Origin of the sequence: Candidatus Poriferisocius sp. (assembly GCF_965202595.1) — a bacterium.
GTDB lineage: Bacteria > Actinomycetota > Acidimicrobiia > Acidimicrobiales > Bin134 > Poriferisocius.
Window position 1 is genome coordinate 580711 of sequence record NZ_OZ241836.1, and the last position, 24409, is coordinate 605119.

Genomic DNA, 24409 nt, shown 5'->3' on the forward strand with positions numbered 1-24409 from the left:
CCGCCGCTCGGCGCAGGAGCGCAGGGGTTGGCGGGCGATGACCCGGTTCGTGGACGAATGCGGTTTGAATGTGCGGGGTGGCGACGGCGGTGCCGGGTGCGTGTCGTTCCGGCGGGAGGCCCATGTGGCCAAGGGTGGCCCCGATGGCGGTGACGGTGGCAGCGGCGGCGGTGTCTGGCTGGTGGCCGATCACAATGTGGCTTCCCTGATCGCGTTCAAGGACCACCCCCACCGCCGGGCCGGCAACGGCCGCCATGGTGGGGGCAAGCGCCGTCACGGCGCGACCGGTGACGACGCGTGGGTCAGGGTTCCCGTGGGCACCGTTGTCAGGGACCAGGGCGGGGAGCTGCTGGCCGACCTGGCGGTTGACGGAGCCCGCTGGCTGGCGGCGGCCGGGGGTCAAGGGGGTATGGGCAACACCCGCTTCTCGACCCATCTGAACCGGGTGCCCGGGTTTGCCGAGCAGGGTGAGGCGGGGGCGCAGCGCTGGTTGAGGCTGGAGTTGAAGCTGCTCGCCGACGTGGCTCTGGTCGGCTTTCCCAACGCGGGCAAGTCCACATTGATATCCCGCATTTCTGCGGCCCGCCCCAAGATCGCCGACTACCCGTTCACCACCCTCGAACCCAACCTGGGAGTGGTTCGTACCGGCGACGACTTCGAGATGGTGGTGGCCGACATTCCCGGCTTGATTGCCGGGGCCGGCGAGGGACGCGGCCTCGGTCACCGTTTCCTGCGCCACATAGAGCGGGCCCGGGTTCTGGTCGTGATGGTCGATCTGGCCTCGGTGGAGGATGTGCCGGCCGGGGAGCAGCAGCGGGTGCTGCTCCACGAACTGGGGTCGTACCGACCGGAATTGCTGGATCGACCCCGGATCCTGGTGGCTTCCAGGGCCGATGCCGGTCACCTGGATCCGCCGCCCGGAGCACTGCGCGTCTCAGCGGTCACCGGTGCCGGCCTGACCGAACTGGTTCGAGCCATGTCCACCGCGGTGCGAACCGCCCGGGACCGAGAGGATCCGCCCCGAAGCCCCGGTGGTTCCGGTGGTTCCGGCGATGTTGTCGTTCACCGGCCCGTTCCCGAGGGGCTGGCGGTGGAGCGGGCCGATGACGGCGTTTTTGTGGTGCTCGGTCGGGCTGCGGAGCGGGCGGTGGCCCTGTCCGATCTGCACGCCCCCGGTGCCTGGGACTTCGCTCGTCGCCGCCTTCGGGGGTTGGGGGTGGACCGGGCCCTGGAACGGGCCGGGATAAAATCGGGGGACACCGCTCGAATCGGTGCCTTCGAGTTCGAGTACCAGGATGACGACGAGTACTGGGCCGAGGGAGCCGAGGGGGACACAAGGTGATCGTGGTGGTGAAGATCGGCACCTCGTCGATCACCGAGGCCGACGGCACCATCAAGGCCGGAGCGGTGGCCAAATTGAGCGGTGAGGTGGCGGCCGCAGTGGCCTCCGATCATCAAGTGGTGGTGGTCAGCTCCGGGGCGATCGGTGCCGGGCTGCCGGTGCTGGGTTTCGCCCGGGGGCGGCCCCGGGATCCGGTCACCCTCCAGGCGCTTTCCGCGGTGGGCCAGAGCAGGTTGATGGCCCTGTATCAGGAGTGCCTCGGGGGTTACGGTCTGGTATGCGGCCAGGTGTTGCTGGCTCCCCGGGATTTTCTGGAGCGCTCCCAGTACCTGCACGCCCAGCGCACCCTCGCCCGGTTGCTCAAGCTGGGGGTGATCCCCATCGTCAACGAGAACGACGCGGTGGCCGACGACGCCATCCGCTGGGGGGACAATGACCGCATAGCGGCACTGGTGGCTCACATGGTGGGTGCGGAACTTTTGGTGCTGCTGACCGACATCGAGGGGGTTCATACTGCCGATCCCCGCTTTGACACCGAAGCCCGGATTGTGGAGGAGATCACCGACCTCGGCATTCTCGACGAGCTGGCCGCCGCGGCCGGTGGGTCCGGTACCGACCGGGGCAGCGGCGGCATGGCCTCCAAGCTGGCGGCCGCCCGCATCGCCAGCCGATCAGGGGTAAGGACCGTCATTGCCGCCGCTCACCGGCACCAGGTGGTGGCCGATGCCCTGGCCGGGGTGCCGGGCACAGGATCCACGGTGGTTGCCCAGCCCCGCCGGTTGAGCGCCCGCAAGCTGTGGATCGGGTTTGCCATGGTCCCCACGGGAACGATTCAGGTGGATGCCGGTGCCCGCCGGGCGGTGATGGAGCGGGGTGCTTCGCTACTGGGTATAGGGGTCACCGGGCACGAGGGCAGCTTTCAGGTCGGCGATGCGGTGGATGTGTGCGGGCCGGATGGCCAAGTGTTCGCCCGGGGTCTGGTGAAGGTTCCGTCGGAGGAGATGCACTCGGTGGTGGGCATGCGTACCGACTCCATACCTTCCGGCCGCCCCGACGAGGTCATCCACCGCGATTCCCTGACCGTCCTGCTCTGAACGGCGAGGTACCAGGAGCCGACGACCTGCGATCTCCACGACCTCGCCTCCCACCCCCTGCTCTGAACAGCAAGGTACAGTTGGAGCCATGACAACGGTTTATTCCATTTTCCGGCGGCGGCACCTGGGGGTGATCGACGCTCTCATCGGGGCGGGCATCGTGGTGGTGACGGTATTCGCCTGGGCGGAACGGTCAAATGCAGTAGTAGGGGATCCAGGCACCTGGCAGTGGCGACTCTGGCATGTGGGCCCTCTGGTGTTCGCGTTGATCGGGGTTTGGGTGATGTGGCGAAACACCAGCAAAGTGCCTTGGGTGCGCACCCTTTGCCTGTCGGTGCTGGCCCTGTCCATCCTCCTCAACCGCTACACCGACATATTCAACAACAGCGGCAACCTGTGGTCAACCATAAACCCCTTGTCCATTGCTTGCGCCAGTGTAGCCGCCGTCACCGGATACAGCAGGATGATGTCGCAGCGCCAAGGCTTGGAGCCGCTCAATCCCTTCACGCTGTTGGCCGGAGCTATTGCCGTGGGCTTGGGAACAAGCGTGCTGATCATGGCCTTTTTCTTCGGTCACGTCGAGGTCGCCTGGCAGGTGCTGGATCCGCTGATGATCCTGGCGCTGTTGATCTGGGCTTCTGCTGCCCGCCGCACGGGAGTGGGTGACGCAATCTGATTCTGAGCAGCATTGCCTTGAACCGCCCCAGGCCCTGCTCGATCAGCGCGGCGGCTTCGTCGGCGGCGGCCACCCCCGCCCCCCGGCCGAGAACGATGTAGACCATTCCCACCACCAGCAGGGCGAACGGCGCGCCCACAAGAGCCGGCAGGGGTTCCAACCCCCAAGCCAGCACCCCGCCCAGCACCGCCGCGGTAAGGGCGGCGGGGGCCAATCGACGGGCCGGTCCCCGCAATGGCCGGTGGCACCGCAGCAGGTGGCGGACCCGATGGCGCAGAATGCCGTACTCCACCCAGGCCCCCACCGTGCTGCCCAGGGCCAGGCCCACCGCCCCCAGCCTCACGGCCCGGTCGGCCCTTTCCGCGCCGGAGAGCACCCGGAAGTCCCCCAGGCGCTGCACGCTGCCATCGATCACCGCGTAGGAGTCGAAACTGAACATCAGAAGCAGCCCCACGGTGGCGGCCAGCACCAGGCGCACGACCGCCACCCGGGCCGGACCCCTGGTGTCGCCGGCGGCGAAACAGGTGTTTTGCAGCAGGCGGGCCGAGGCCGAGGCAGCCAGCCCCAGGCTGTAGGCGGCCAGGATCCACCACACCTGAACCGTCTGGTCGGCGTTGAACTGTCCCCGCTCCAGCAGGGCTCCCACAATCAGCCCGCCCAGAGTGATGAACGCCACCGCGGAGAACAACACGTAGAACCCGATGCGGTCCAGCCCGGTTTGCAGCCGCCGCATCAGCGCCCCGGGATCATCCTGCTCGCGAGCCATCTCCGGCAGGTCGCTGGCCGCCACGCTCATGGCGAACAGGCTGATGGGCAGGAAGTAGATCACCTGGGCGAAACCCAGGGCGGCGATGGCCCCACCGGCCAGCAGACCGGCCAGGATCAGATCCACATAGGCCGACACCTGCACCACGCCCCGCCCGATGAGGGCCGGGCCGAACCGGCGGAGCACGATGCGCACATCGGGGTGTCGCCAGTTCAGGCCGAAACGTAGCGACGGGACCAGCCGGAGCACCAGTGGCACCTGGACCAGAAACTGGAGGGCACCGCCCAGCACCACACCCCAGGCCGCCATCCTGGCCACGTCGGAGGCTCGGGTTGCCGGGTCCACGGTGTGCCAAACGGCCCAGGCCCCCACCATGAACGCCACTTGGGTGGCGTTCCAGATCACCGGAGCGGCGTAGGACAGAAAGAACCGGCGATGGGAGTTGAGCACCCCCAGGGCCCACGCGGCCGGCACGATGAACCCGATTCCGGCGAACATGATCCGTACCAGCTCGACGGTGAGGTCGGTGGTGTCATCGGGCAACCGCCACAGCAGCAGCGACACCAGCGGCCGGGCCAGCATCCATCCGGCCAGCACCACCAAACCGGTAACCAGGGCCAGGAGTCCGAAAACCGCCCCCGCCAGCCGGCCGGCCTCCCGGGACCGCTTCTGCTCCACCAGTTGCGAGTAGATCGGGATGAACGAGGCCGACAGCACTCCCTCGCCCAGCAGGTTTTGAAGCAGGCGGGGAATGGTCAGGGCGGCCCGGTAGGCATCGCCGGTGCGCCCCGCGCCGATGAAAGCGGCCACCGCCGACTCCCGACCGATGCCGGCCAGGCGGGACAGGAATATCCCAGCACCGACAAGGATGGCACCCTTGCCGCTGGTTCTGCGCTCGTTGATGCCGGCTCTTCCGCCACTGGTTCCGCGCTCGTGATTGCCGGCTTTCCTGCCACTGGTTCTGCGCTCATCGGTGCTCATCGGGTGGAGTGCAACAATACGCTAGCCAAGCGGTTGGTGTGGCCCGGTACCGCCAGCGGGGGTGAGTTCTGCATGGTGATGCCGCCGGGCGTATCCAGGAACTGTCCATGGGGCCCGGTACGCTAGTGGGGTGAGTTCCGGTACATCCATGGTCGGGTTGGCGGATCGGGCCAAGGCCGCAGCCCGAGTCATGGCCACCGCCACAACCGAGATGAAGAACGAGGCGTTGTTGCTGGCCGCCGACCGACTCGAGCAGGCTCGTGAAAATTTGCTGGAGGCCAACTGCTCCGATGTGGAGGCCGCAACCGAGTCGGGCATGAGCGCCACCCTGGTGGACCGCCTCCGGCTGACCGACTCCCGGCTGGGGGCAATGGCCGGGGGCTTGCGCAAGGTGGCCGGTTTGGCTGATCCGGTTGGGGAGGTGGTCAGCGGTTGGGTTGTGCCCTCCGGTCTGCGGATCAGCCAGGTGCGGGTGCCCCTGGGGGTGGTGGCCATTGTCTACGAGAGCCGTCCCAACGTGACCAGCGATGCCGCCGGGCTGTGCCTGAAGTCGGGCAATGCCGCCTTCTTGCGGGGCTCATCCAGCGCCTTGAACTCGAACCTGGCCATCGCCGGGGTGCTGGGGGACGCGTACCACCAGGCCGGTTTGCCCCGCGATGCCCTGGTGCTGGTGTCCGACACCAGCCACGCCGCGGCCGCCGAGTTCATGCAGCTCAGGGACAGCATCGACTGCCTCATCCCCCGGGGCGGCCCCGGCCTGATCGCCTCCATCCTGGAGAACGCCACCGTGCCCTACGTGATCGACGGCGACGGCAACTGTCATGTGTACGTCGATGCTTCGGCCGATCTGGACATGGCCCGGCGAATTGTGGTGAATGCCAAGACTCAGCGGCCGTCGGTGTGCAACGCCGCCGAATCGCTGGTGGTGCATCGGTCGGTGGCCGCGGAGCTGTTGCCCCGGTTGGCCGCCGACCTGGAGGGAGTCGAGCTGGTGGGCGACGAGGTGGCTCGGGCCATCCTGGGGCCGGAGCGCATCGGGGAGGCCACCGCCGCCGACTACTTCACCGAGTTCTTGGACTTGAAGCTGTCGGTAAGGGTGGTGGACAGCCTGGACGAGGCCATCGACCATGTGAATGACACCGGCAGTGGCCACAGCGAGGCCATCATCACCACCGATCTGGTTGCCGCCGACCGGTTCTGCACCGAGGTTGATGCCGCGGCGGTGCTGGTGAACGCGTCCACCCGGTTCGTGGACGGCGAGGAGTTCGGTTTCGGAGCCGAGATCGGCATCAGTACCCAGAAGCTGCACGCCCGAGGCCCCATGGGTTTGCGCCAGCTCACCACCACCAAATACGTGGTCCGCGGCGACGGCCAGGTACGCGGCTAGCACCACCACGATTTCGGGGCCAGATCGGGCCGACCCTAGCCTTGTTTCCATGAGCGGTTGTTTTGTTGCCGACCCCGGTTTGTTTCCATGAGCGGTTGTTTTGTTGCCGACCCTAGCCTGTGCCCATGAGCTTCTCGTTCGCTGACGTTGCCGCCGTGCGCAAGGGTTTGAGCGATGCTCAGTATCTGGCCGACGACGGCATCGCCGGGGTGGTGTATCTGGCCGAGCGCCTGGAGAAGCCGGTGCTGGTGGAGGGTCCGGCCGGCACCGGCAAGACCCAGCTTGCCAAGAGCGTGGCCGAGGCCACCGACGCCCGGCTCATCCGCCTCCAGTGCTACGAGGGGCTGGACGAGTCCAAGGCGCTTTACGAGTGGAACTACAAGAAGCAGCTCCTGCGTATCCAGGCCGAGCGCCAGAGCGACGACATGTGGGAGCAGATCGAGGACGATCTGTTCTCCGAGGACTTCCTGCTCACCCGACCCCTTCTGGAGGCCATACGATCCCCGGACCCGGTGGTGCTGCTGATCGACGAGGTGGACCGGGTGGAGATCGAGACCGAGGCATTGCTGCTGGAGATCCTGTCCGATTACCAGGTGTCCATTCCCGAGCTGGGCACGGTGTCGGCCCGCCGGATCCCGCTGGTGTTCCTCACCTCCAACAACACCCGGGAACTTTCCGAGGCGCTCAAGCGGCGGTGCTTGTTTCTGCACATCGACTATCCCGACCTGGAGCGGGAGAAGGAGATCGTGCTGGCCAAGGTGCCCGGTGTGGGGGAGAGCCTGGCCGATCAGGTGGCTCGCATCGTCCGGTCGGTCCGCCAGATCGAGCTGAAGAAGGCCCCCTCGGTATCGGAAACCCTGGACTGGGCCCGCACCCTGGTACTGCTGGGGGTGGAGCACGTGGATGCCGAAACCGCGGCCGAGACGGTGAACATCCTGCTGAAGTACCGCAGCGACATCGACAAGGCGCTCAAGGAGTTCGCGTCCTCCGACGAGAGCTTCGCCCCGCCGACCGCAACCCCGTGATCCGAATCTCCGGAAATCCAGATCATTCAATGCAGCCATGAGAGTCGAGCCCCGTGATGGTGGCCTGCTGACCGGGCCATGAGAGTCGAACCCGCCACCTCACCGCTGCTCGGGCTCCTGGCTGGGTTCATCTCCGAGTTGCGGGCCGCCGGGCTGCCGGTCAGCCTCACCGAGAACCTGGATGCCATGGAGGCCATCCAGCACATTCCCATCGAGGATCGAGAGGCGTTCAAGTACGCCCTGGCCGCCACCCTGGTGAAGAACCACGCCCACTGGCGGGCGTTCGAGACGGTTTTCGAGGTGTACTTCTCGCTGCGGGGGGCCGAGTACGACTTGGTGGACGGGCAGTGGCCCGACGGCCTCGACATGTCCGACCTTGTGGACGGGATGGACGGGCAGCAGCGCCGCTCGGGTGGAGGTGGGGGCGAGTCGATGTCGGCCGAGCAGTTGGCCGAGATGCTGTTCCAGGCGCTCATGCGGGGCGACGATGCCCTGATGAGGGCCATTGCCCGCCAGGCGGTGCAACGCTACGCGGGCATGGAACCGGGCCGCCCGGTGGGGGGCACCTACTACCTGTATCGAACGTTGCGGAACCTGGACCTGGACGGGGTGCTGGAGCGCCTGATGGATCAGGCCCGCCAGGATACTCCCGGCGAGCTGACCCCGCTGGAGGAGCGGTTGGAGCGCGACGAGTTCGAGGCCCGGGTGGATCAGCTACGAAAGGAGGTGGAGGCCGAGATCCGCCGCCGCCTGGTGGCCGACCGGGGGGTGGAGGCCATGGCCAAAACGCTGCGCAAACCCCTGCCCGAGGACGTGGACTTCATGCACGCCAGCCGGGAGGAGATGCTGGCCCTGCGCCGCGCCATCTACCCGCTAACCCGCAAGCTGGCCGTTCGCCTGGCCCGCAAGCGGCGTCATGGCCGCAAGGGGCCGCTGGACTTCCGCAACACCATGCGCCATTCGCTTTCTTACGGTGGGGTGCCGGCCGAACCCAAGTTTCGCTATCCCCGCCCGGCCAAGCCCGAGATCATGGTGGTGGCCGACGTGAGCGGGTCGGTGGCCGCTTTCGCCCGCTTCACCCTGCACCTGGTTTATGCCATCAGCAACCAGTTCTCCAAGGTGCGCTCATTCGTGTTCATCGACGGCCTCGACGAGGTGACCGGTTTCTTCGAGGGGGTGGACGACATCGGCGAGGCCGTTCACCGGGTGAACGCCGAGGCCGATGTGGTGTGGGTGGACGGCCACTCCGACTATGGCCACGCCTTCGAGGTTTTCTGGGAGCGGTACGGGCGCGATGTGGGCCCCAAGACCACGGTGATGATCCTGGGGGATGCGCGCAACAACTACCACGCCTCCCAATCCTGGATAGTCAAGGAGATAGAGCACCGGGCCCGCAAAGTGTTCTGGCTCAACCCCGAACCCGGGGCCTACTGGGACACCGGCGACTCCATAGTCTCCGAATACGGCATCCACTGCAACGGCGTATTCGAAGTCCGCAACCTCCGCCAACTGGAGGCCTTCGTAGAAAACCTGGTGTAAGCGCGAACCTTGAGTCGTTGATTCGGTCTATGGCAAGGTCACTCTACCTATCCGACCCAACACGGGCACTAACCAGCAAGTTTAGCTGTTTTCCCAGCTCAGAACCGTTTTACATCACTTTAAGATATAAGCCCCAAATACTGTTAGCGAGCTTCGGCTATGTGGGCGCAGATATCGCGGATCGCGGTGGCGTTCTGCTCGGCGGTGATGCGGCGGATAATGAACAGATCGACAAACGCCCAAATGAAGAAACCGCCTAGAGTGAACAGCTTGGCGAATCCTGCTCCGACCTGGCCCAGATAAAACCGGTCCACTCCGGTGACGTTGAACACGACGCTCAAGATCGTGGCTATGGCGGGGTCACGTCGGTGGCGGGCGTACTGGGCTTCGAATACCAGCCGTTCGGTGTCAGACAGGTCTTTGCAGGCTGAGGCCATCTCCCGCAGTTCGGCGTTTCTCGGTGTCATGGGAGGCTCCCTTCAGATAGTCGGGTTCGTTTGCTGTCGAAGCCATGACGGTGCCGAAGGGATCCAGGGGTGACCCCGGCTCCTTCACGTCATGGCTTGGTTTCTACAGCGCTTGACAACCTAGCCCAACCGGCGCGACGTGTCGACCCGACTGGCGCTGACCTTGCACCGAAGTCACTGTGGGTAGGCTCCACCGGTGATCGCGACAGGTTGGCCACGATGGTCGGTCTGAGGTGTTCACGATCTACTGGTGAAGGTATTTCAGTGTGGCACAGAGTTTGGATGTGGGTGAGTGCGCCCGCGTTGAGGTGATGGTTGGTATGAGGTTGGGGGCAACCGAGATCGCAGACTTAAGTAACACCATGCCCTGCAAACTCCACCACTGGCAACCAGCCCAAACTATCTACAATAAACTCTGTCACGATCACCACTAGAGCTTGCCAACCTCTTTATCCTTTTAGGAATGGTGGTGGCACTTCCCTGATGGGTTGGTTGTTCGGTTCTTGCATTGACGGTTGTTGCTTAGACGATATGTGCAACGCTTTGACTTGGAGGCTATTGGTATAATTGTGTTTGGTGGTACCTGTTGCGTATTTGCTAGCTGTAAAGTTTCTTGCATAAGTGGGCTGAGTCTTGACCTGAGCAAGCTGGGAATGTTTTTGTCTTCCATAATTTTTTGAAAGATTTTCTTTTCACTCTTCGAAAGAGGTAGTTCACTTTTTGAAAAATGGCAACATTGCAGCAAAGTAATGATGTCATCATGATGACGCTTGGGGGAGCCTTGGAGACCTGATTGATTGTAGTAGAAAGCTGACCCTTTGATAACAAGTGCTCCTACGGGGGAAGGTATACGTATCATTCCTACAGTACCATCAAGTTGAATTGTGACACGGCGTGAACGTATCAATGCTCGCGATGCCCCACGGGCGGCAACCGTAGTCCCCATTCCTAGCCTAAGTAAGTTTCGATAGCCTATCCCCTCAGGTACCAGAACGTCGATCGTAGCCTCTCCGCGGCAGTAGCGATGCCCAGTACCGACTCTAGTGGAAACCAGTTGAGTAAACCCTGCATTGACTAGAATCTGATGAGTTTTCTCTAAACTTTTTGTATCAACTCGCAAGTTGACGACAATATCTGCATCAGTTGTCTCACGGGAGATAGCGTCTAGGTGCCCTGTGGCATAAACCGTTACCATCTGCCCACCTATCAGTATCCAGTCCTCTCCAAGTAAAGGGGCAACCTCTAAGAGAGCCTGCCAACTTGCTCGCCCTTTGGCACCTTGCGGGGAGATGATGATACTGTTGTCATCCATTATTTATTATTCTGGACTGGTAGTGCATCAATGAGTATGCTGCCTGTTGGCTTCGGGAGTTACCGTGTAGCATCAAGTCCAACGCCGCCGCCGCCACAGGAGCCAATCGCAAGCCTTTGATGTCGTCAGATGGGATGGCCGCGGATGTGGCCAACGTCCACACGCTGTCGTCCACGAAACGTACTACGGTGTATCCCTCAGTAGTCAGAACAGCACCGGTTAAATCAATCAACTCTTGTTGCTTGGACCAGGGCAGGTACAGATCATGTTCAAAGTTCTGTTTGGGGATGCCAACATCAGAGTACTGCCTCACACGATCCAGTAACTCCACCGATGCGTATGTTCCGCCTATCATCCCCCCCAAAGCGACCGCCTCTTCGGTTGGCGCTCTACTACCCATGAACCACCGAGTTGTGTGCCCGCGATTTTGATATTTTACTCCGTTGTCAACCTCCACATCACCCGCGTTTATGGCCTGCCAGGCGCTTTCCGCCCCAAGCGGGCGTGTGGAGGGAAGTCGCAGGTCGGCTCTGGCTGACACGTTGCCCAGCGGCAGAGCCCACACGCCACCTATTTTGTGCGCGGGCAGGTAGTGGTTTTCAATCAGTTGACGGACTCTGCTTTGCGAAACACCGAGTATCCCAGCGGCTTCCGTCACGCTCACGGGATGGAGCAGAACCGTCATGGAGACAACATTAACTTAAGTCTTGCGGCTACACAACTGATTTTTGAAATCATAGATGGTTTTGGGCTTGTCCCGGTTTGATTGATACATGGTTCTGATATGCAATAAACGCGCGGTTTCAGTCGTGGCTGGTGACACCGCCGTCGACGATGAGGGTGGTACCGGTTATGTAATCGGCTTGGTCGGACATGAGGAAGCGGACGGCTTTGGCGATGTCCTCGGGTGTGCCCACCCGGCCCAGCGGGGTTTTGGCCTCAAGAGCGGCCCTGCTCGGGGGGTCGTCCATGACTGCGGCCATCATCGGGGTGTGAATGTAGCCGGGGCATACCGCATTCACCCGGATACCGTCGGCACCGAGGTGGTTGGCCAGTGACTTGGTCAGTCCCACCACGCCGTGCTTGGAGGATGTGTAGGACGGGATCATAGCGTTACCCACCACCGACATGATCGAGCCGATCCCCACAATGGCCGACTTCTCGTGACGACGCAGATCCTCAAGCAGAGCCTTCACCGTGAATACCTGAGCCCGCAGGTTCACCCCCAGCACCGAGTCCCATATCTCCTCGGTCAGATGGTCGATGTCCACCGCAGTCACGATCCCGGCCGCGTGAACCAGCCCGCCGATGCTGCCCAGCGCCTCCCGAGCCGCGGTTACGGCATGGGCCACTGCGTCGCCGTCTGTAACGTCCACACTCACCGAATGGGTGACCACCCCGCAGTCGGCGGCGATGGATGCTGCCGCCTTTGCCGCCTCCTCGTCGTTGAGATCCCACAGCGACACCGGTCGTTCGGCCTCGGCCAGGGCCCGGGCGCAGGCCCGCCCGATCCCCGAACCCCCTCCGGTGACCACCACCCCCGTTGTCGGCGACATAATCAAACCGGACATGCCAGCTACCTTACGCGGCAATAGTAGCCCGAGGGTATCTGGGTTCGCTGAGTGTTGACGGGGGATTGCTTGAGGCTGAGGTAGGCTGATGAGTATGTCCAGTGCAGGTGATCTCAGAGTTTCAAAAAGTGGTCAGATGAGCCTCCCGGTGTCAGCTCGCCGACGGTGGGGTCTGATTGGTGGCGGCAAAGTCGGGTGTCTCGATTTTGGGCAAGGAGTGCTGCTTGTCCCCGGTGGTATTGAGGGACTGCGCAAAGAGGTGATGGAATCTGTTTCGGATCAGGATTGGGAAGCAGCTCAAGATGGATTCGGCGATCCTGACCTGGCCAGTATGTGACGCAGCTCGTTGACGACCGCCTCCTTGCTGGCGTACTCGGAGGAAGCGATCCACCTAACCCCTACGAGCCGGTTTTTACTACCGGTTACTGGTATGTGAGGTTGTGTCGAGCTGTCATGGGTTCTGGCGGCCCAAGGGGTGTGCTCTCGGTGACGTTTTCTACTATGCCTTTGTCTATTCGTAATTTGGCGCTTCAAGCACTGTTGGAGTTGCCCGATGAGGTTGGGTTGGAGAGCTTGAGGACCTTGGCACCAGTGATCGGGCGCATGAGCCGCCGCCACCATCTCAATGCATTGGGTATCGAGGTGTTGGCTGCGGCGGTGTATCTCGAAGCCGATGTCTATCTGTCTGCGCCTTCACCTCGACTTCAAGAGGCACTAACCGCTGAGAGCCGCAGCGTGGAGGTAATCAAATAGAGAGGGCCTGGGCCACGGCTTCCCAGGCTTATTGCTCTCGGTTCTCAGTGTGGCCACCATTTCCTCGGTCTCGTCTTCGGTGCAGTAAGTGGTGGTGTCAGTTCATCCAACTCATCCAACATCTCGGCGGCCATTCCGTAACAGCGAGCATCTCAGCCAAATCATCTTGATCGGCCTCCAGCGCCGCAACCTCATCAGCCAGGCAATCCATATGGTTACAGTGTCTGGAACTGATGGTCAGTCGTGGAGGCCGCACTCGGTTTTTTCGGAGCCGGCCCAGCGGCCGGAGCGGGGGTCGTCGCCGGGGGCCACCGGTGTGGTGCAGGGCATGCAGCCGATGGAGGGGTAGCCCCGATCCAGCAGGGGATTGAATGGCACCTTGTGCTCGACCATGTAGTCGGCCACGTGTTCGTCGGTCCAGGTGGCTATGGGGTTCAGCTTGACCAGGCCCCGTAGGTCGCGCACCACTATGGGGGCGCTCACCCGGGTGACGGCCTCTACCCGGCGCAGGCCGCTCATCCAGGCCGCCTTGCCGGCCAGGGCCCGGTCGAGCTGGCCGGCCTTGACCGCCGAGCAGCAGTTCTCCGGGTCCATGTTCCACAACTCGGGATCGTGGCGGGCCACGGTCATCAATCGCAGGTTCAAGCCGTAGTGGCGGCGTACCCGTTCCACCGTCTCCAGCGTCTCGGGGAAGTGGAAGCCGGTGTCTATGAACACCACCTCGATGGCCGGGTCCACCTTTACCGCCAGGTCTATAAGCACCGCGTCGGTCATCGACGCGGCCAGCGACAGGTGGGGGGAGAAGTTGTCCACCCCCCACTGGATGATCTTCTCGGCGGGGAGCCGCTCGAACTCCTCGTTGAGGGCGGCCAGCTCGGCGTCGGGAAAGGACGGTATGGTCAGGTTGCGCATTCGGAATCACCAACCACGGAGGGGGACGGTATGGTCAGGTTGCGCATTCGGAATCACCAATCACGACTTCGTAGGGGCCGGTCTCGTCGTAATCCACGTAGTACTCGGGGCCGGTCTCGGGGGTGGGGAACTCATCCAGGTCGGCCAGATCCCGGCCCACCTCACGGGAACCGCCCCGGCGCTCCAGCCAGTGACGGAACTGCTCGCCCGCTTCACGCTCGGCGGTGAACTGTCTCACCACCCGCACCACCGCTTCGGGAGCGTTGCGGGCGGGCAGGCGCAGGGCTTTGGTGCCGAAATGAATCTGGGTGTCGCCCACATAGCCCCCGAGCAGCATCTGGTAGCCCGGTGCTGAGCGGCCATGGGCCCGGCGCTCGGCCCCGAAGAAGCCGATGTCGGAGGCGTGGTGCTGGCCGCAGGAGTTGGTGCAGCCCGAGATGTTGATCCGCAACCCTCCCACCTCGGACAATCCCTCCTCCTCCAGGCGATCGCCTATGGCATCGGCCAGCCCCCGCGACTGGGTCACGGCCAGGTTGCAGGTGTCGGCCCCGGGGCAGGCCACCACGTCGCGCAGCAACTCCGCACCGGGTTCGGCCATGGAGATGGACGACAGGGCCTCGAACAACCGGGGCAACTGGTGCTCGGCCAGGTCGCGAAACACGATGTTCTGGCGGTTGGTCACCCGGCACTCCGCTCCCAGCTCCCGCTGGATGGCGGCCAGGGAGTCGAACTGATCGGCGGTGATGTCACCCAGGCGAGCCCAGGCGTAGGCCGAGACGGTGCCCCGGGCTGCTCCCCGCACCACGTTGGCCTGCTCCCAGCGCTCATACGGTGCCCGGCCGCCGATGGCAACCGCCACGCCCTGGCCCACCGGGGTGGCGGTCATCCCGTCCCGGTGCCCGGCGGGGGCGTCGCCGTGCATCCTGACAAGATCGGGGATACCACCGGCCCAGTCCGCCGAGGCCGGCAAGAACTTGCGCTCCCGGAGGATGCGGCGCTGGAGCTCCTCAAAGCCCAGGTGCTCGACCAGCCACTTCATGCGGGCCCGGAGCTTGTTGTCGCGGTTCCCGTCGTGGTCGAACACCCGCAGGCAGGCCTCAATGGTGGGCAGTAGCTCCTCGCGGGGGGTGAAGTCCTCCAGGGCCAGCGCGGGATGGGGATTGGCCCCCAGACCACCGGCCACGAACACCCGGAATCCGGCCTCGATTCCGCCGTTTACCTCCCGGGTGGCGGCCACGATACCCACGTCGTTGAACATGGCCTGGCCGCAGTCGGTGGCGCACCCCGAGAAGTTGATCTTGAACTTGCGGGGCAGCCGCTGAGCGTAGGGGTGGCGGAGGAAGTGCAGGGCGGTGGCCCGGGCCCAGGCGGTGATGTCCAGAACCTCGTGGGGGCAGGCACCGGCCAGGTGGCAGCCCTGCACGTTGCGGACGGTGTCGCCGCAGGCCTCCCGGGTGGTGAGCCCCACCGAGGCCAGCACCCTCATCACGTCGGGCACGTTGTCCAGATCCACGAAGTGCAGTTGGATGTTCTGGCGGGTGGTAATGTGCCCCCAGCCCCGGGACCAGGTTCGGGCGATGTGGGCCAGGGCCTCGAAATGCTCGGGATGGATGATCCCGGCGGGGACCTTGACCCGCACCATCTGGTGGGTACCGCCCTGACGCTGACCGTAGATGCCGTTGTTCAGGCGGAACACCCGCATCACATCCTCGGGTATCTCACCGGCCTTGTAGCGGGCCAGCATCCGCTCGAACTTGTCGATGTCGGCTTGCTGGGCGGGGTCTATCACCGCGGTGTTGTCGAGTTGAACGGTGACCATGGCACCTTCTTCGTCTGGGGTTGGGCAGTGGGATAAAAACTAAATCGGACTACTTTGATCCGATTACTTGTCTATCAGCCCGCAGTCCCGAAATCAAACGCAACGAACGCAAATGGTCAGTCGCTGAGCCGCTCGGCCAGCCGGAAGGCCAGTTCCAGGCTCTGGGTACCGTTCAGCCGGGGGTCGCACATGGTTTCGTAGCGCCGTTCCAGGTCGTTGTCGCTCAGGGCCTCGGCACCACCCACGCACTCGGTAACGTCGTCGCCGGTGATCTCCACGTGGATGCCGCCCGGCCAGGTGCCGGCCTGGTTGTGAGCGTCGAAGTAGCCGTTTATCTCGGTCACCACGTCCTCGAAATGGCGGGTCTTGAGCCCGCCGGGGGTGGTGTAGGTGTTGCCGTGCATGGGGTCGCACTCCCACAGCACCGGATGGCCGGCGTCGCGGGCCGCAACCAGCAGGGGAGGCAGGGCATCGAACACGTTGCGGGCACCCATGCGGCTGATGAGGGTGAGCCGGCCGGGTATCCGGTCGGGATTGAGGTTCTCGCACAGTTCGAGGACATCCGCCGGCGTTGCCGTGGGTCCCAGTTTGCACCCCACCGGGTTCTTGATGCCCCGCATGAACTCCACATGGGCACCGTCCAGCCGGCGGGTCCGCTCACCGATCCACAGCATGTGGGCTGAGCAGTCGTACCACTGGCCGGTTATGGAGTCCTGGCGGGTGAGGGCCTGCTCGTAGTCCAGCACCAGCGCCTCGTGGCTGGTGTAGAAGTCCACCTGGTGCAGCTCGGGGGCATCGGGGGGGATACCGCACGCGGCCATGAAGCGCAGGGCGGCATCGATGCCCTCGGCCACCCGCTCGTAGCGCCGCCCCTCGGGGCTGGACGCGATGAAATCCTGATTCCATCGGTGGACCTGGCGGAGATCGGCGTAACCCCCCTTGGTGAACGCCCGCAGCAGGTTCAGGGTGGATGCCGATTGGTGGTAGGCCCGGATGAGGCGCTCGGGGTCGGCGGTGCGGGAGCGCTCGGAGAAGCTGATGTCGTTGATCATGTGACCCCGGAACGAGGGGAGCTCCACGTTGTTGACCACCTCGGTGGAGGAGGAGCGGGGTTTGGCGAACTGGCCGGCGATCCGGCCGATCTTCACCGTGGGCACCCCGGCGGAGAAGGCCAGCACCACAGCCATTTGCAGGATGACCTTGAGCTGGTCCCGGATGCTGTCGGCGGTCACCCCGTTGAAGGACTCGGCGCAATCGCCGGCCTGGAGGACGAATGCCCGGCCCGCACAGGCCTCGGCCAGTTTACCCTGGAGCTGGCGGGCTTCTCCGGCGAACACCAGCGGGGGCAGCTTGGCCAGGGTCTCGCAGGCCTGTTCCAGCGTTGACTGGACGGGCCATTGCGGTTGCTGAGCCGCCGGCCGATCCCGCCACGAGGACGGGTGCCAGGAGGCTGGGAGCGGGCCAACCGTTTCAGCGGTGACCGAACTCATGGTGAAGCCCAATTCATGGTGAAATCGTCGCCTTTTGTCGAGTGGAGGACAACTGAATTAAATCAGAATAAGTGGAGCCACAACCGGCAGCTACGCCGCGTCTATGTCCAGCAGCTCGGCTCGGGCCCGAACCTTGTCCAGCGACCGTCCGATGATCCGGCGAATGGCCTCCGCGGTCAGGCCCAGGGCTTCGCCGATCTCCCGGTAGCTGTGCTTTTGCCGGTCGATGAGTCCGTAGCGCATCTCCACGGCCAGGCGGGCCTTTTCGTCCAGTTCCTCCAGGAGTACCGACAGGGTTTCCATCCGGTCGGCGGTCAACGCGAGATCCTCCGGTCCGGGACCGGCGTCCGGTTGCAGATCCATGAGTTCGCTGCCGTTGTCGTCGCCCACAGTGATGTTGAGGGAGGTCAACGATGTGAGCCTGTGGAGTATGGAGTGTTCGGCATCCAGCTCCTCGCCCCCGCTGGAGGCCTGGCGCACCGCAGCCCGCAGGCTGGCGGCCCGTTCTCCCGGTAGCCGGATCATGTTGGCCTTCTGATCCAGCGCCCGGCCGATGGATTGTCGTATCCAGAAGGTGGCATAGGTGGAGAACTTGAACCCCTTGCGCCAGTCGAACTTGTCCACTGCCCGGTCCAGCCCCAGGTTGCCCTCCTGAACCAGGTCCAGCAGCTCCATGCCGGGGGGCAGGGGGTACTTCTTGGCCACGCTCACGACCAGGCGGAGGTTGGCCCGGATGAAACGCTCCTTGGCCCTGGCCGCTTCCCGGACCTGGGCCCGCAGCCGGGGGCTGCGCTCACCGGCGTCCAAGCGTGCCTGGGCCTCCCGTCCCTGCTCGATGGTCTGGGCCAGCTTCCGTTCGTCCTCCTTGGTCAGGAGCGGCACCAAGCCGATGGCGTTTAGGTACTGGCCTGTTGAATCGTCCATGTGTCCCTGTCTTATCATCTGTGGGAGCTAAAACCGTGTCGCCCCCCGCTTTGTTCCCGGTTACAGCTAGCCCGGTGGTTTTTATGCAAATACCGACCTTCAAGAAAATACCGATCCTTCTGGCCGATGTCGCATGAATTACCGGCCGGCATGGCAGCCGGTCTGTGGTGGCGGTGGGAGAGCCGGACTTCGGTGGTGGCGGGGCAGCGGGGCAGCCGGTCTTCGGTTTCGTAAACTGCGGGCAGTGAGTCGCGTCGGGATATTCGGGGGTACCTTCGACCCCGTCCATGTCGGTCATCTGGTGGTGGCGGTGTGGGTGCGGGCTGAGTTGGGGCTCGACAAGGTTCTATTGGTGGTCGCCAATGAGCCGTGGCAGAAGCTGCACCGGTGCGAACTCAGCCCGGCTCGGGATCGCCTGGCCATGGTGCAGGCCGCGGTTGGTGGGATTGACGGGGTGGAGGCCTCGGCGATGGAAATCGATCGAGGGGGGCTTTCCTACACCGTGGACACGCTGGCGGCGGTCAGGGCCGGTGATCCCGATGGGTCGAGATTCTTGATTCTGGGCAGCGATGCCGCGGCGGGGCTGGAAACCTGGCACCGCTACCCGGAGATAGTCCGAATGGCCGAGGTGGTGGTGGTGGATCGGCCCGGCGCGGTGGGCCAGCGCCCGCCGGTGGCCCACCGGGTGGTGGATTGCCCGCTGCTCGACCTCTCCAGTACCCGGGTGCGGGAGTGGGCCGAAGCCGGCCGGCCGCTCGACGGGTTGGTCCCGGCGGCTGCGCTGGCTCACTGCCGTGAGAAAGGCTTGTATGGACAAGCCCGCCACCGGTGAGATCGCATGAGCAGAGCAGCACCGCGTGGGGATGCCGCGGGGCGTGGAGTACGACCTATGTGTGACCGGTGGGCGTAGTGAGCAGAGCAGCACCGCGTGGAGATGCCGCAGCGCACGGAGCATGGCCTATGTGTGACCGGTGGGCGTAGTGAGCAGAGCAGCACCGCGTGGGGATGCCTCAGGCTCTACCGTGGCTTTGTCGCGCTGGTGGCGCTGGGGGTGGCCGCTGATTCTGCTGGGGCTGATGGCGGCCATCCCGCTGCTGGTCTGGTCGGGATGGTCGGCCATATCCGAAAGCAGCGATGGCACCGACGTCAGCACGCCGGTCGATCCCACGGCTCCCGGTTACCAGGCGTTCGTGGATCCGACCCCCACGCTTTTGCTCATCCACGGCGACGACAACGGCCTGGATGGTGTGTCGCTGCTGGCTCTCACCGATGCCGGAGCCGAGGGAGCAGTCCTGTTCGTGGCTCCCGAAACCATGACCCCCGGTGGGCGACTGGGCGCGCTATGGATCGAGTCGGGCAGTGCCGGGGTGGTCGATGCGGTCGCCGGGCTTCTGGGTATTCGCCCCAGCGAGCTCCAGGTGGTGAACGATCAGGGGTGGGCGGCCATGGTGGCCGCGGTTGCTCCCATCTCGGTGGACAACCCCGATCCTTTGGTCACTGCCACCGAGGAGCGCCGCTTCGGGGCCGGGGTGCTGAGCCTGGCTGCCGGCGATGTTGGGCCTTACCTGGGGTGGCGCAACCCGGATGAATCTCCGGCGGCGGCCCTGTTCCGCCACGAGCTGTTCTGGGAGGCCTGGCTGGAGGCGATTGCCGTGTCGCCGCAGGCGGTGATCCCGGGCGAGACCGACCGGGGTATGGGTCGATTCGGGCGGGATCTGGCCAGGGGACGGGTTCGCTTCGAGACCGCGCCCGGGGTGGTCGATGAGAGCGGGGCGGTGGTGCTGGATGCGGCCAAGGCCGGTGAGCTGGTGGCGGAGATCGTGCCCTTTTCCATCCCGACCATCGACACCGGCCGCCCCCGGGTGCTCCTGCTGAACGGGGTCGGTGATCCTCGCTTCACCAAGGTAGCCGCCCGAGCCCTCAGCCGGGCCGGCGCTAGGATCGTGCTCATCGGGAACGCTTCTGAATTCGGTTGGGAGATCACCAGGATAGCCCACCACGACTCCGGGTTCGCCCCCGATGCCCTGGCGTACCGGGACGCACTGGGCACCGGCTCGGTGACCGTCCAGGAGCAGTGGGATCCCGGCATCGACATCACGGTGACTTTCGGAGCGGATTTCTCCCAAAGGTTCGCTGGGGATGGTTAGAGTATGGTTTCGGATGAGCACAGTTCCCACCCTGGGATCAACAAGGGGGATCAACGAGGGCAGCGGTGTGACTTTCGCATGAGCGTCAACACCTCTGACGCACTGGCTACCCAGTACTGGGCCAGGGTAGCCGCCGCCGCGGCAGAGGAAGGCCCCGGTTCCGACACGGTGATAATCGATGTGGGGGATGTGCTGGTTTTCACCGACCTCTTCGTGATCATCAGCGGTGCCCACAGCCGGGCGGTGCGGGCGCTGACCGAGCGGGTCGAGGAAGCGGTGGATGCCTGCGGTGGTCCCAAACCCATTCATATCGAGGGGCTCTCCGATTACGAGTGGGTGCTGATGGACTACGGGGACTTCGTGGTCCACATCTTCACCGCGTCGGCTCGGAGCTACTACGCCCTCGAACAGCTCTGGAAAGACTGCCCGCTCGTCGAGCACCGCCGGTAGCCAGGTCCCGCACTGCGGTGGGGATGCGAACCGGGCAATCCGATATGGAACGCTAGAATCATGTCCGAATCGATCAAGGCCCGCTTGGCGGTGCTGAGTATCCAGGAGAAGGCCGATCTGGTCGCCGGTGACGGGACCTGGACCACCAAAAAATTTGAACGGGCGGGGATTCCGGGGATCGGGGTTACCGATGGTCCCAATGGTGCTCGGGGTGGTGGGCTCCTGGGTACCGGCACCCCGACGGCGTGCGTCCCCTCCGGGGTGGTGCTGGGGGCGACATGGGATCCCGATCTGGTTGAGCAGATCGGCGGTTTGGTGGGCGACGAGGCCAGAACCAAGGGATGCCGGGTGCTGCTGGCTCCCACCATCAATCTGCATCGGAACCCGCTGGGAGGGCGCAACTTCGAGTGCTACGGCGAGGATCCCATCCTGTCCGGGCGGCTGGCCGCTGCCTACGTACGCGGGGTGCAGTCGCGGGGTGTGGCCACCACCCCCAAGCATTTCGTGGCCAACGATTCCGAATTCGAGCGCAACACCATCGATTCCCAGGTTGACGAGCGCACTTTGAGGGAGCTTTACATGGTGCCGTTCGAGCATGCGGTGATCGACGGCGGGTCGTGGGGAATAATGAGCGCCTACAACCGGCTGAACGGGGTCTTTTGCTCGGAGAACGAATGGTTGCTCACCCGGGTATTGCGGGAGGAGTGGGGTTTCGACGGTTTCGTGATCTCCGACTGGTTCGCGGTCCGGTCCACGGCGGCATCGGCACGAGCCGGTCTGAGCCTGGAGATGCCCGGACCGGGCCAGTGGTACGGGTTCGGGCCGATCGGCGAGGCCCTGGAGTCGGGGGAGATGGACGGGGACCATCTGGATCGTATCGCTGGGGATGTGCTCCGGCTGCTGGAACGCACCGGGGCCTTCAATGGCGATGACGGGTGCGTACCCGGTCAGGAGCGCCTGCTGGATAGGCCCGGGGATCGGGAGCTCATCCGGCGAGCGGCCGGGGCCGGAACGGTTATGGTGACCAACGACGGGGTGCTGCCGCTGGACGCCGGCAGATTGGGATCCTTGGCGGTGATCGGTCCCAATGCTCGCAAGGCTCAGATCATGGGTGGAGGGTCGGCCACCGTCCAGTCGTATCGCCGGGTGAGCCTGCTGCAAGCGCTGGAAGAAGAGTTCGGCCATCTTGATATCCGTTACGCCCAGGGCTGTGACATCGAGCGCTCGCTGGTTCCCCTGGCGGCTCCGACGCTGAGAGGAGAGCTTCGCTTGGAATATTTCAACGGCCACGACTGGTCGGGCCCGGTGGTGCACACCAGCCGGGCGGCGGCGGCCGAACTGGTGTTCTTCGGCACGCCCGGGCCGGGAGTGGATCCCGAGGCGTTCTCGGTGCGGGCCTCGGGGGTGCTGGTACCGGAGGAAACCGGTGAGTACAGCCTGGGGTTGGTGCAGCTCGGGCGCTGCCGGGTATTGCTCGACGCCAAGGTGGTGCTGGATGCCACCGAGGGGGACCACGGCCGGGGTGATGACTTCTTCGGAATGGGTTCGCAAGTCGTGTCCACGATGGTGCAGCTAACCGCCGGCCGGGAAGTAGCCATCGACATCGAGTACTCGAGCCGGGAGAGTGTGATGCTGTGCGGGGTCCGGGTGGGTCTGAAGGCGCAGGGGGAGCGTGATCTTGTAGCCGAGGCGGTCGAAGTGGCGGCCGCGGCCGATGTTGCGGTGGTCGTGGTGGGCACGAACGCCGATTGGGAGACCGAGGGGCGTGACCGGGGCGGCTTCGATCTGCCCGGGGATCAGCCCGAGTTGATCCGGCAGGTGGCGGAGGCCAACCCGGCCACCGTTGTGGTGGTCAACACCGGCGGGGCCTGCAACCTGGATTGGATCGGCGAGGTGGCCGGGGTGCTGATTACTGGTTTCGGGGGCCAGGAGATGGGGTACGCGGTGGCCGATGTGTTGTTCGGTCGGGCCGATCCCGGTGGTCGCATGCCGATGACTGTGCCGGCCCGCTACGAGCACAGTCCGGCTTATCTCAACTATCCCGGTGAGAGCGGGGCCGTGCGCTACGGGGAGGGACTCTACATCGGCCACCGCTGGTTCGATGCCCGGGCCATTGATCCGGCGGTACCCTTCGGGCACGGCATGTCCTATACCTCCTTCGAATGGTCAAAGCCGAGAGTATCGGGAGGGGGTGACACCGGTATGGTCGATCCCGTAACCGTGAGTGACACCGGTATGGTCGATCCCGTAACCGTGAGTGACACCGGTATGGTCGATCCCGTAACCGTGGAGGTTGACGTTGTCAATGTCGGCGACCGGCCGGGCAGCGACGTTGTGCAGGTGTACGTCGAGCCGCCCCCGTCGCTGCTCCACCGCCCGGTGAGGGAGCTCAAGGGGTTCGCCAAGGTCCACCTGGAACCGGGTGAGCACGCCACCGCCGCCATCGTGCTGGATCGCCGGGCCTTTGCCTATTACGACCCCGGCACCGAGTCCAGGGCCGCACTCTCCGCCGCAGGCCCGGTTCCCGCGGGGGCAGCCCCGAGCCGTACCGATCCGGGGTGGTACGTCGATCCCGGTACCTACACCGTATGGACGGCCCGCTCCAGTGCCGATCTGGTCCACTCCACCGAGGTATATCTGGCCCTTTCTTGAGCCGATCTGGTCCACTCCACCGAGGTATATCTGGCCCTTTCTTGAGCCGACCTGGTTCTAGGTGTGCCTGGCCCCTTCTGGGACAGCGTGGGGCTTTTTTGCTGCTTTGGTTAGCGCCGCCGGGGGTCGAATATGCCGTCAGGGTCACTGATCACCACAGTATTCAGCATCTTGTCCCAAATTGCTTGTTTATTTTCGGTGGATAGAAAAACTATGAAATTGGCCAGGGCCCATAAACTCAGAAATACCAATATAGCAAATACAGCTATGTCAGTAGATGACAATTCTTCATAATCATCTGACATTTCGATGAAATTTAGTACAAATACAACTTCCATTTTCAAGACAAGGTGGCGCAAAGCCATCAATCCCCAGGTGGCAGACCGATGGTTATCCAACCGGACAACCCTCATTTTGAGTAGTTGCTTTCCAGGGCTTTGGCCTCTCGAAAAAACGATCAAGGACCAGATCAGTATAGGAATGACACTTAATATCTCTAACAATAAACTAAGGGTAACTTCAATTACTATTACGATAAGTTCAGCGGACACTCTGCGCCACCTTGATGCCAGCATGGACAATGGGTCGGGCGGGACCGAACTGGAGCCAGCACTCAGCTCCCCGCCAGGCGGGCCGTGGGTAAGGCTGGGGGCAGATGGTGGGTGTTGATGCCCAGTCCGGGGGAGCTTCGCCTCGGAATGGCTGAGAGGATCAACCTTTTGCACCCCGTCGTCGGCAACCTGGTCGGTCCATTGCTCTCCGTCCCACCAGCGGTACTGGTGGCGACCGGTGGGATCGTTTTCCCATGCCGAAGTGTTCATGGGTGAGTAATATACCCGTTGCTGCTGGTGCGGAACCGGTGGCGGTCTCGGCGGTGTTGACCCTTATGGCCGGTTGTGGAGCTGATGGGACTCGAACCCACGACCTCTTGCATGCCATGCAAGCGCTCTAGCCAACTGAGCTACAGCCCCGTAGGAATGGGCACTCTACCAGCCATCGGTATGAAGGCCCACACCAGATATCCAAGCCGGTTGAGTGCGATGGCTCGAAAATACCGCCGTTTCCTCATCGGTATGAAGGCCCACACCAGATATCCAAGCCG

At 64.0% G+C, this 24409-nt stretch carries 21 protein-coding genes and 1 tRNA gene; 11 read left to right on the forward strand and 11 right to left on the reverse strand.

The genetic code is table 11. The annotated features are described in order from the left end of the window. Window positions 1-37 precede the first annotated feature (37 nt). Entirely contained in the window at window positions 38-1342 is a 1305-nt protein-coding gene (obgE, locus tag ACOGXC_RS03040; RefSeq protein WP_419919245.1) for a GTPase ObgE, read from the forward strand. Continuing rightward, window positions 1339-2436, forward strand: coding sequence for a glutamate 5-kinase (proB, locus tag ACOGXC_RS03045; RefSeq protein ID WP_419919246.1), 1098 nt, complete (start codon window positions 1339-1341; stop codon window positions 2434-2436). The genes obgE and proB overlap by 4 nt, the downstream gene beginning before the upstream one ends. A 554-nt stretch (window positions 2437-2990) precedes the next feature. Here proB and murJ read toward each other — a convergent pair. Continuing rightward, entirely contained in the window at window positions 2991-4859 is a 1869-nt protein-coding gene (gene murJ, locus ACOGXC_RS03050) for a murein biosynthesis integral membrane protein MurJ (protein ID WP_419919247.1), read from the reverse strand. Window positions 4860-5007: 148 nt separating this feature from the next. On the opposite strand from murJ, the gene ACOGXC_RS03055 reads away from it, so the two are divergent. The 3 genes from ACOGXC_RS03055 (at window position 5008) to ACOGXC_RS03065 (ending at window position 8810) form a co-directional block, all read left to right on the forward strand. Beyond that, window positions 5008-6246 (forward strand): glutamate-5-semialdehyde dehydrogenase, encoded by a 1239-nt coding sequence (locus ACOGXC_RS03055; protein ID WP_419920000.1) that lies wholly within the window; start codon window positions 5008-5010, stop codon window positions 6244-6246. Window positions 6247-6371: 125 nt separating this feature from the next. Further along, on the forward strand, window positions 6372-7271 hold the full coding sequence (locus ACOGXC_RS03060) for an AAA family ATPase (RefSeq protein ID WP_419919248.1): 900 nt from the start codon (window positions 6372-6374) through the stop codon (window positions 7269-7271). 78 nt (window positions 7272-7349) lie between these two features. Continuing rightward, window positions 7350-8810, forward strand: coding sequence for a VWA domain-containing protein (locus ACOGXC_RS03065; RefSeq protein ID WP_419919249.1), 1461 nt, complete (start codon window positions 7350-7352; stop codon window positions 8808-8810). 143 nt (window positions 8811-8953) lie between these two features. On the opposite strand, the gene ACOGXC_RS03070 is transcribed toward ACOGXC_RS03065, so the two are convergent. From ACOGXC_RS03070 to ACOGXC_RS03085, 4 genes are all read right to left on the reverse strand, one after another. Beyond that, window positions 8954-9277 carry a TM2 domain-containing protein gene (locus tag ACOGXC_RS03070; protein WP_419919250.1) on the reverse strand — a complete coding sequence of 108 codons (324 nt, stop codon included), beginning with the start codon at window positions 9275-9277 and terminating at the stop codon, window positions 8954-8956. Window positions 9278-9734: 457 nt separating this feature from the next. Beyond that, a complete protein-coding gene (locus ACOGXC_RS03075) occupies window positions 9735-10589 on the reverse strand; it encodes a hypothetical protein (protein ID WP_419919251.1) in 855 nt (284 codons plus the stop codon). Then, entirely contained in the window at window positions 10582-11274 is a 693-nt protein-coding gene (locus ACOGXC_RS03080) for a helix-turn-helix domain-containing protein (RefSeq protein ID WP_419919252.1), read from the reverse strand. The genes ACOGXC_RS03075 and ACOGXC_RS03080 overlap by 8 nt, the downstream gene beginning before the upstream one ends. Window positions 11275-11392: 118 nt before the next feature. Continuing rightward, the gene (locus ACOGXC_RS03085) at window positions 11393-12160 is read right to left on the reverse strand and encodes an SDR family NAD(P)-dependent oxidoreductase (RefSeq protein WP_419919253.1); all 768 of its coding nucleotides are present in this window, start codon (window positions 12158-12160) and stop codon (window positions 11393-11395) included. 88 nt (window positions 12161-12248) lie between these two features. Here ACOGXC_RS03085 and ACOGXC_RS03090 point away from each other — a divergent pair, with 88 nt between their 5' ends. Together ACOGXC_RS03090 and ACOGXC_RS03095 are read left to right on the forward strand one after the other, a co-directional pair. Next, window positions 12249-12497: an AbrB/MazE/SpoVT family DNA-binding domain-containing protein gene (locus ACOGXC_RS03090; RefSeq protein WP_419919254.1), complete on the forward strand. Its 249-nt coding sequence runs from the start codon at window positions 12249-12251 to the stop codon at window positions 12495-12497. A 245-nt stretch (window positions 12498-12742) separates the two neighbouring features. Continuing rightward, a complete protein-coding gene (locus ACOGXC_RS03095) occupies window positions 12743-12913 on the forward strand; it encodes a hypothetical protein (RefSeq protein ID WP_419919255.1) in 171 nt (56 codons plus the stop codon). Window positions 12914-13150: 237 nt separating this feature from the next. Here the strand turns inward: ACOGXC_RS03095 and ACOGXC_RS03100 are convergent, their stop codons facing one another. The 4 genes from ACOGXC_RS03100 to ACOGXC_RS03115 all read right to left on the reverse strand — a co-directional run bounded on the left by ACOGXC_RS03100 (window position 13151) and on the right by ACOGXC_RS03115 (window position 18058). After that, complete coding sequence (locus tag ACOGXC_RS03100) at window positions 13151-13825, reverse strand: phosphoadenylyl-sulfate reductase (RefSeq protein ID WP_419919256.1); 675 nt, start codon at window positions 13823-13825, stop codon at window positions 13151-13153. Window positions 13826-13859: 34 nt separating this feature from the next. Further along, window positions 13860-15644, reverse strand: coding sequence for a nitrite/sulfite reductase (locus ACOGXC_RS03105; protein WP_419919257.1), 1785 nt, complete (start codon window positions 15642-15644; stop codon window positions 13860-13862). Between the two features lie 116 nt (window positions 15645-15760). Continuing rightward, entirely contained in the window at window positions 15761-17134 is a 1374-nt protein-coding gene (locus ACOGXC_RS03110; protein ID WP_419919258.1) for a class II 3-deoxy-7-phosphoheptulonate synthase, read from the reverse strand. 90 nt (window positions 17135-17224) lie between these two features. After that, window positions 17225-18058: a sigma-70 family RNA polymerase sigma factor gene (locus tag ACOGXC_RS03115; protein WP_419919259.1), complete on the reverse strand. Its 834-nt coding sequence runs from the start codon at window positions 18056-18058 to the stop codon at window positions 17225-17227. Between the two features lie 244 nt (window positions 18059-18302). On the opposite strand from ACOGXC_RS03115, the gene nadD reads away from it, so the two are divergent. The 4 genes from nadD (at window position 18303) to ACOGXC_RS03135 (ending at window position 23307) form a co-directional block, all read left to right on the forward strand. Continuing rightward, window positions 18303-18890, forward strand: a complete 588-nt coding sequence (nadD, locus tag ACOGXC_RS03120; protein WP_419919260.1) for a nicotinate-nucleotide adenylyltransferase — start codon at window positions 18303-18305, stop codon at window positions 18888-18890. Window positions 18891-19080: 190 nt separating this feature from the next. Continuing rightward, window positions 19081-20205, forward strand: coding sequence for a LytR C-terminal domain-containing protein (locus ACOGXC_RS03125; RefSeq protein ID WP_419919261.1), 1125 nt, complete (start codon window positions 19081-19083; stop codon window positions 20203-20205). A gap of 78 nt (window positions 20206-20283) precedes the next feature. Beyond that, a complete protein-coding gene (gene rsfS, locus ACOGXC_RS03130; protein WP_419919262.1) occupies window positions 20284-20655 on the forward strand; it encodes a ribosome silencing factor in 372 nt (123 codons plus the stop codon). Between the two features lie 60 nt (window positions 20656-20715). After that, a complete protein-coding gene (locus tag ACOGXC_RS03135; protein WP_419919263.1) occupies window positions 20716-23307 on the forward strand; it encodes a glycoside hydrolase family 3 protein in 2592 nt (863 codons plus the stop codon). Window positions 23308-23417: 110 nt separating this feature from the next. Here the strand turns inward: ACOGXC_RS03135 and ACOGXC_RS03140 are convergent, their stop codons facing one another. Both ACOGXC_RS03140 and ACOGXC_RS03145 read right to left on the reverse strand, forming a co-directional pair. Then, entirely contained in the window at window positions 23418-24128 is a 711-nt protein-coding gene (locus tag ACOGXC_RS03140; protein ID WP_419919264.1) for an RDD family protein, read from the reverse strand. 76 nt (window positions 24129-24204) lie between these two features. After that, window positions 24205-24278 (reverse strand) — tRNA-Ala (locus ACOGXC_RS03145). Window positions 24279-24409 lie beyond the last annotated feature (131 nt).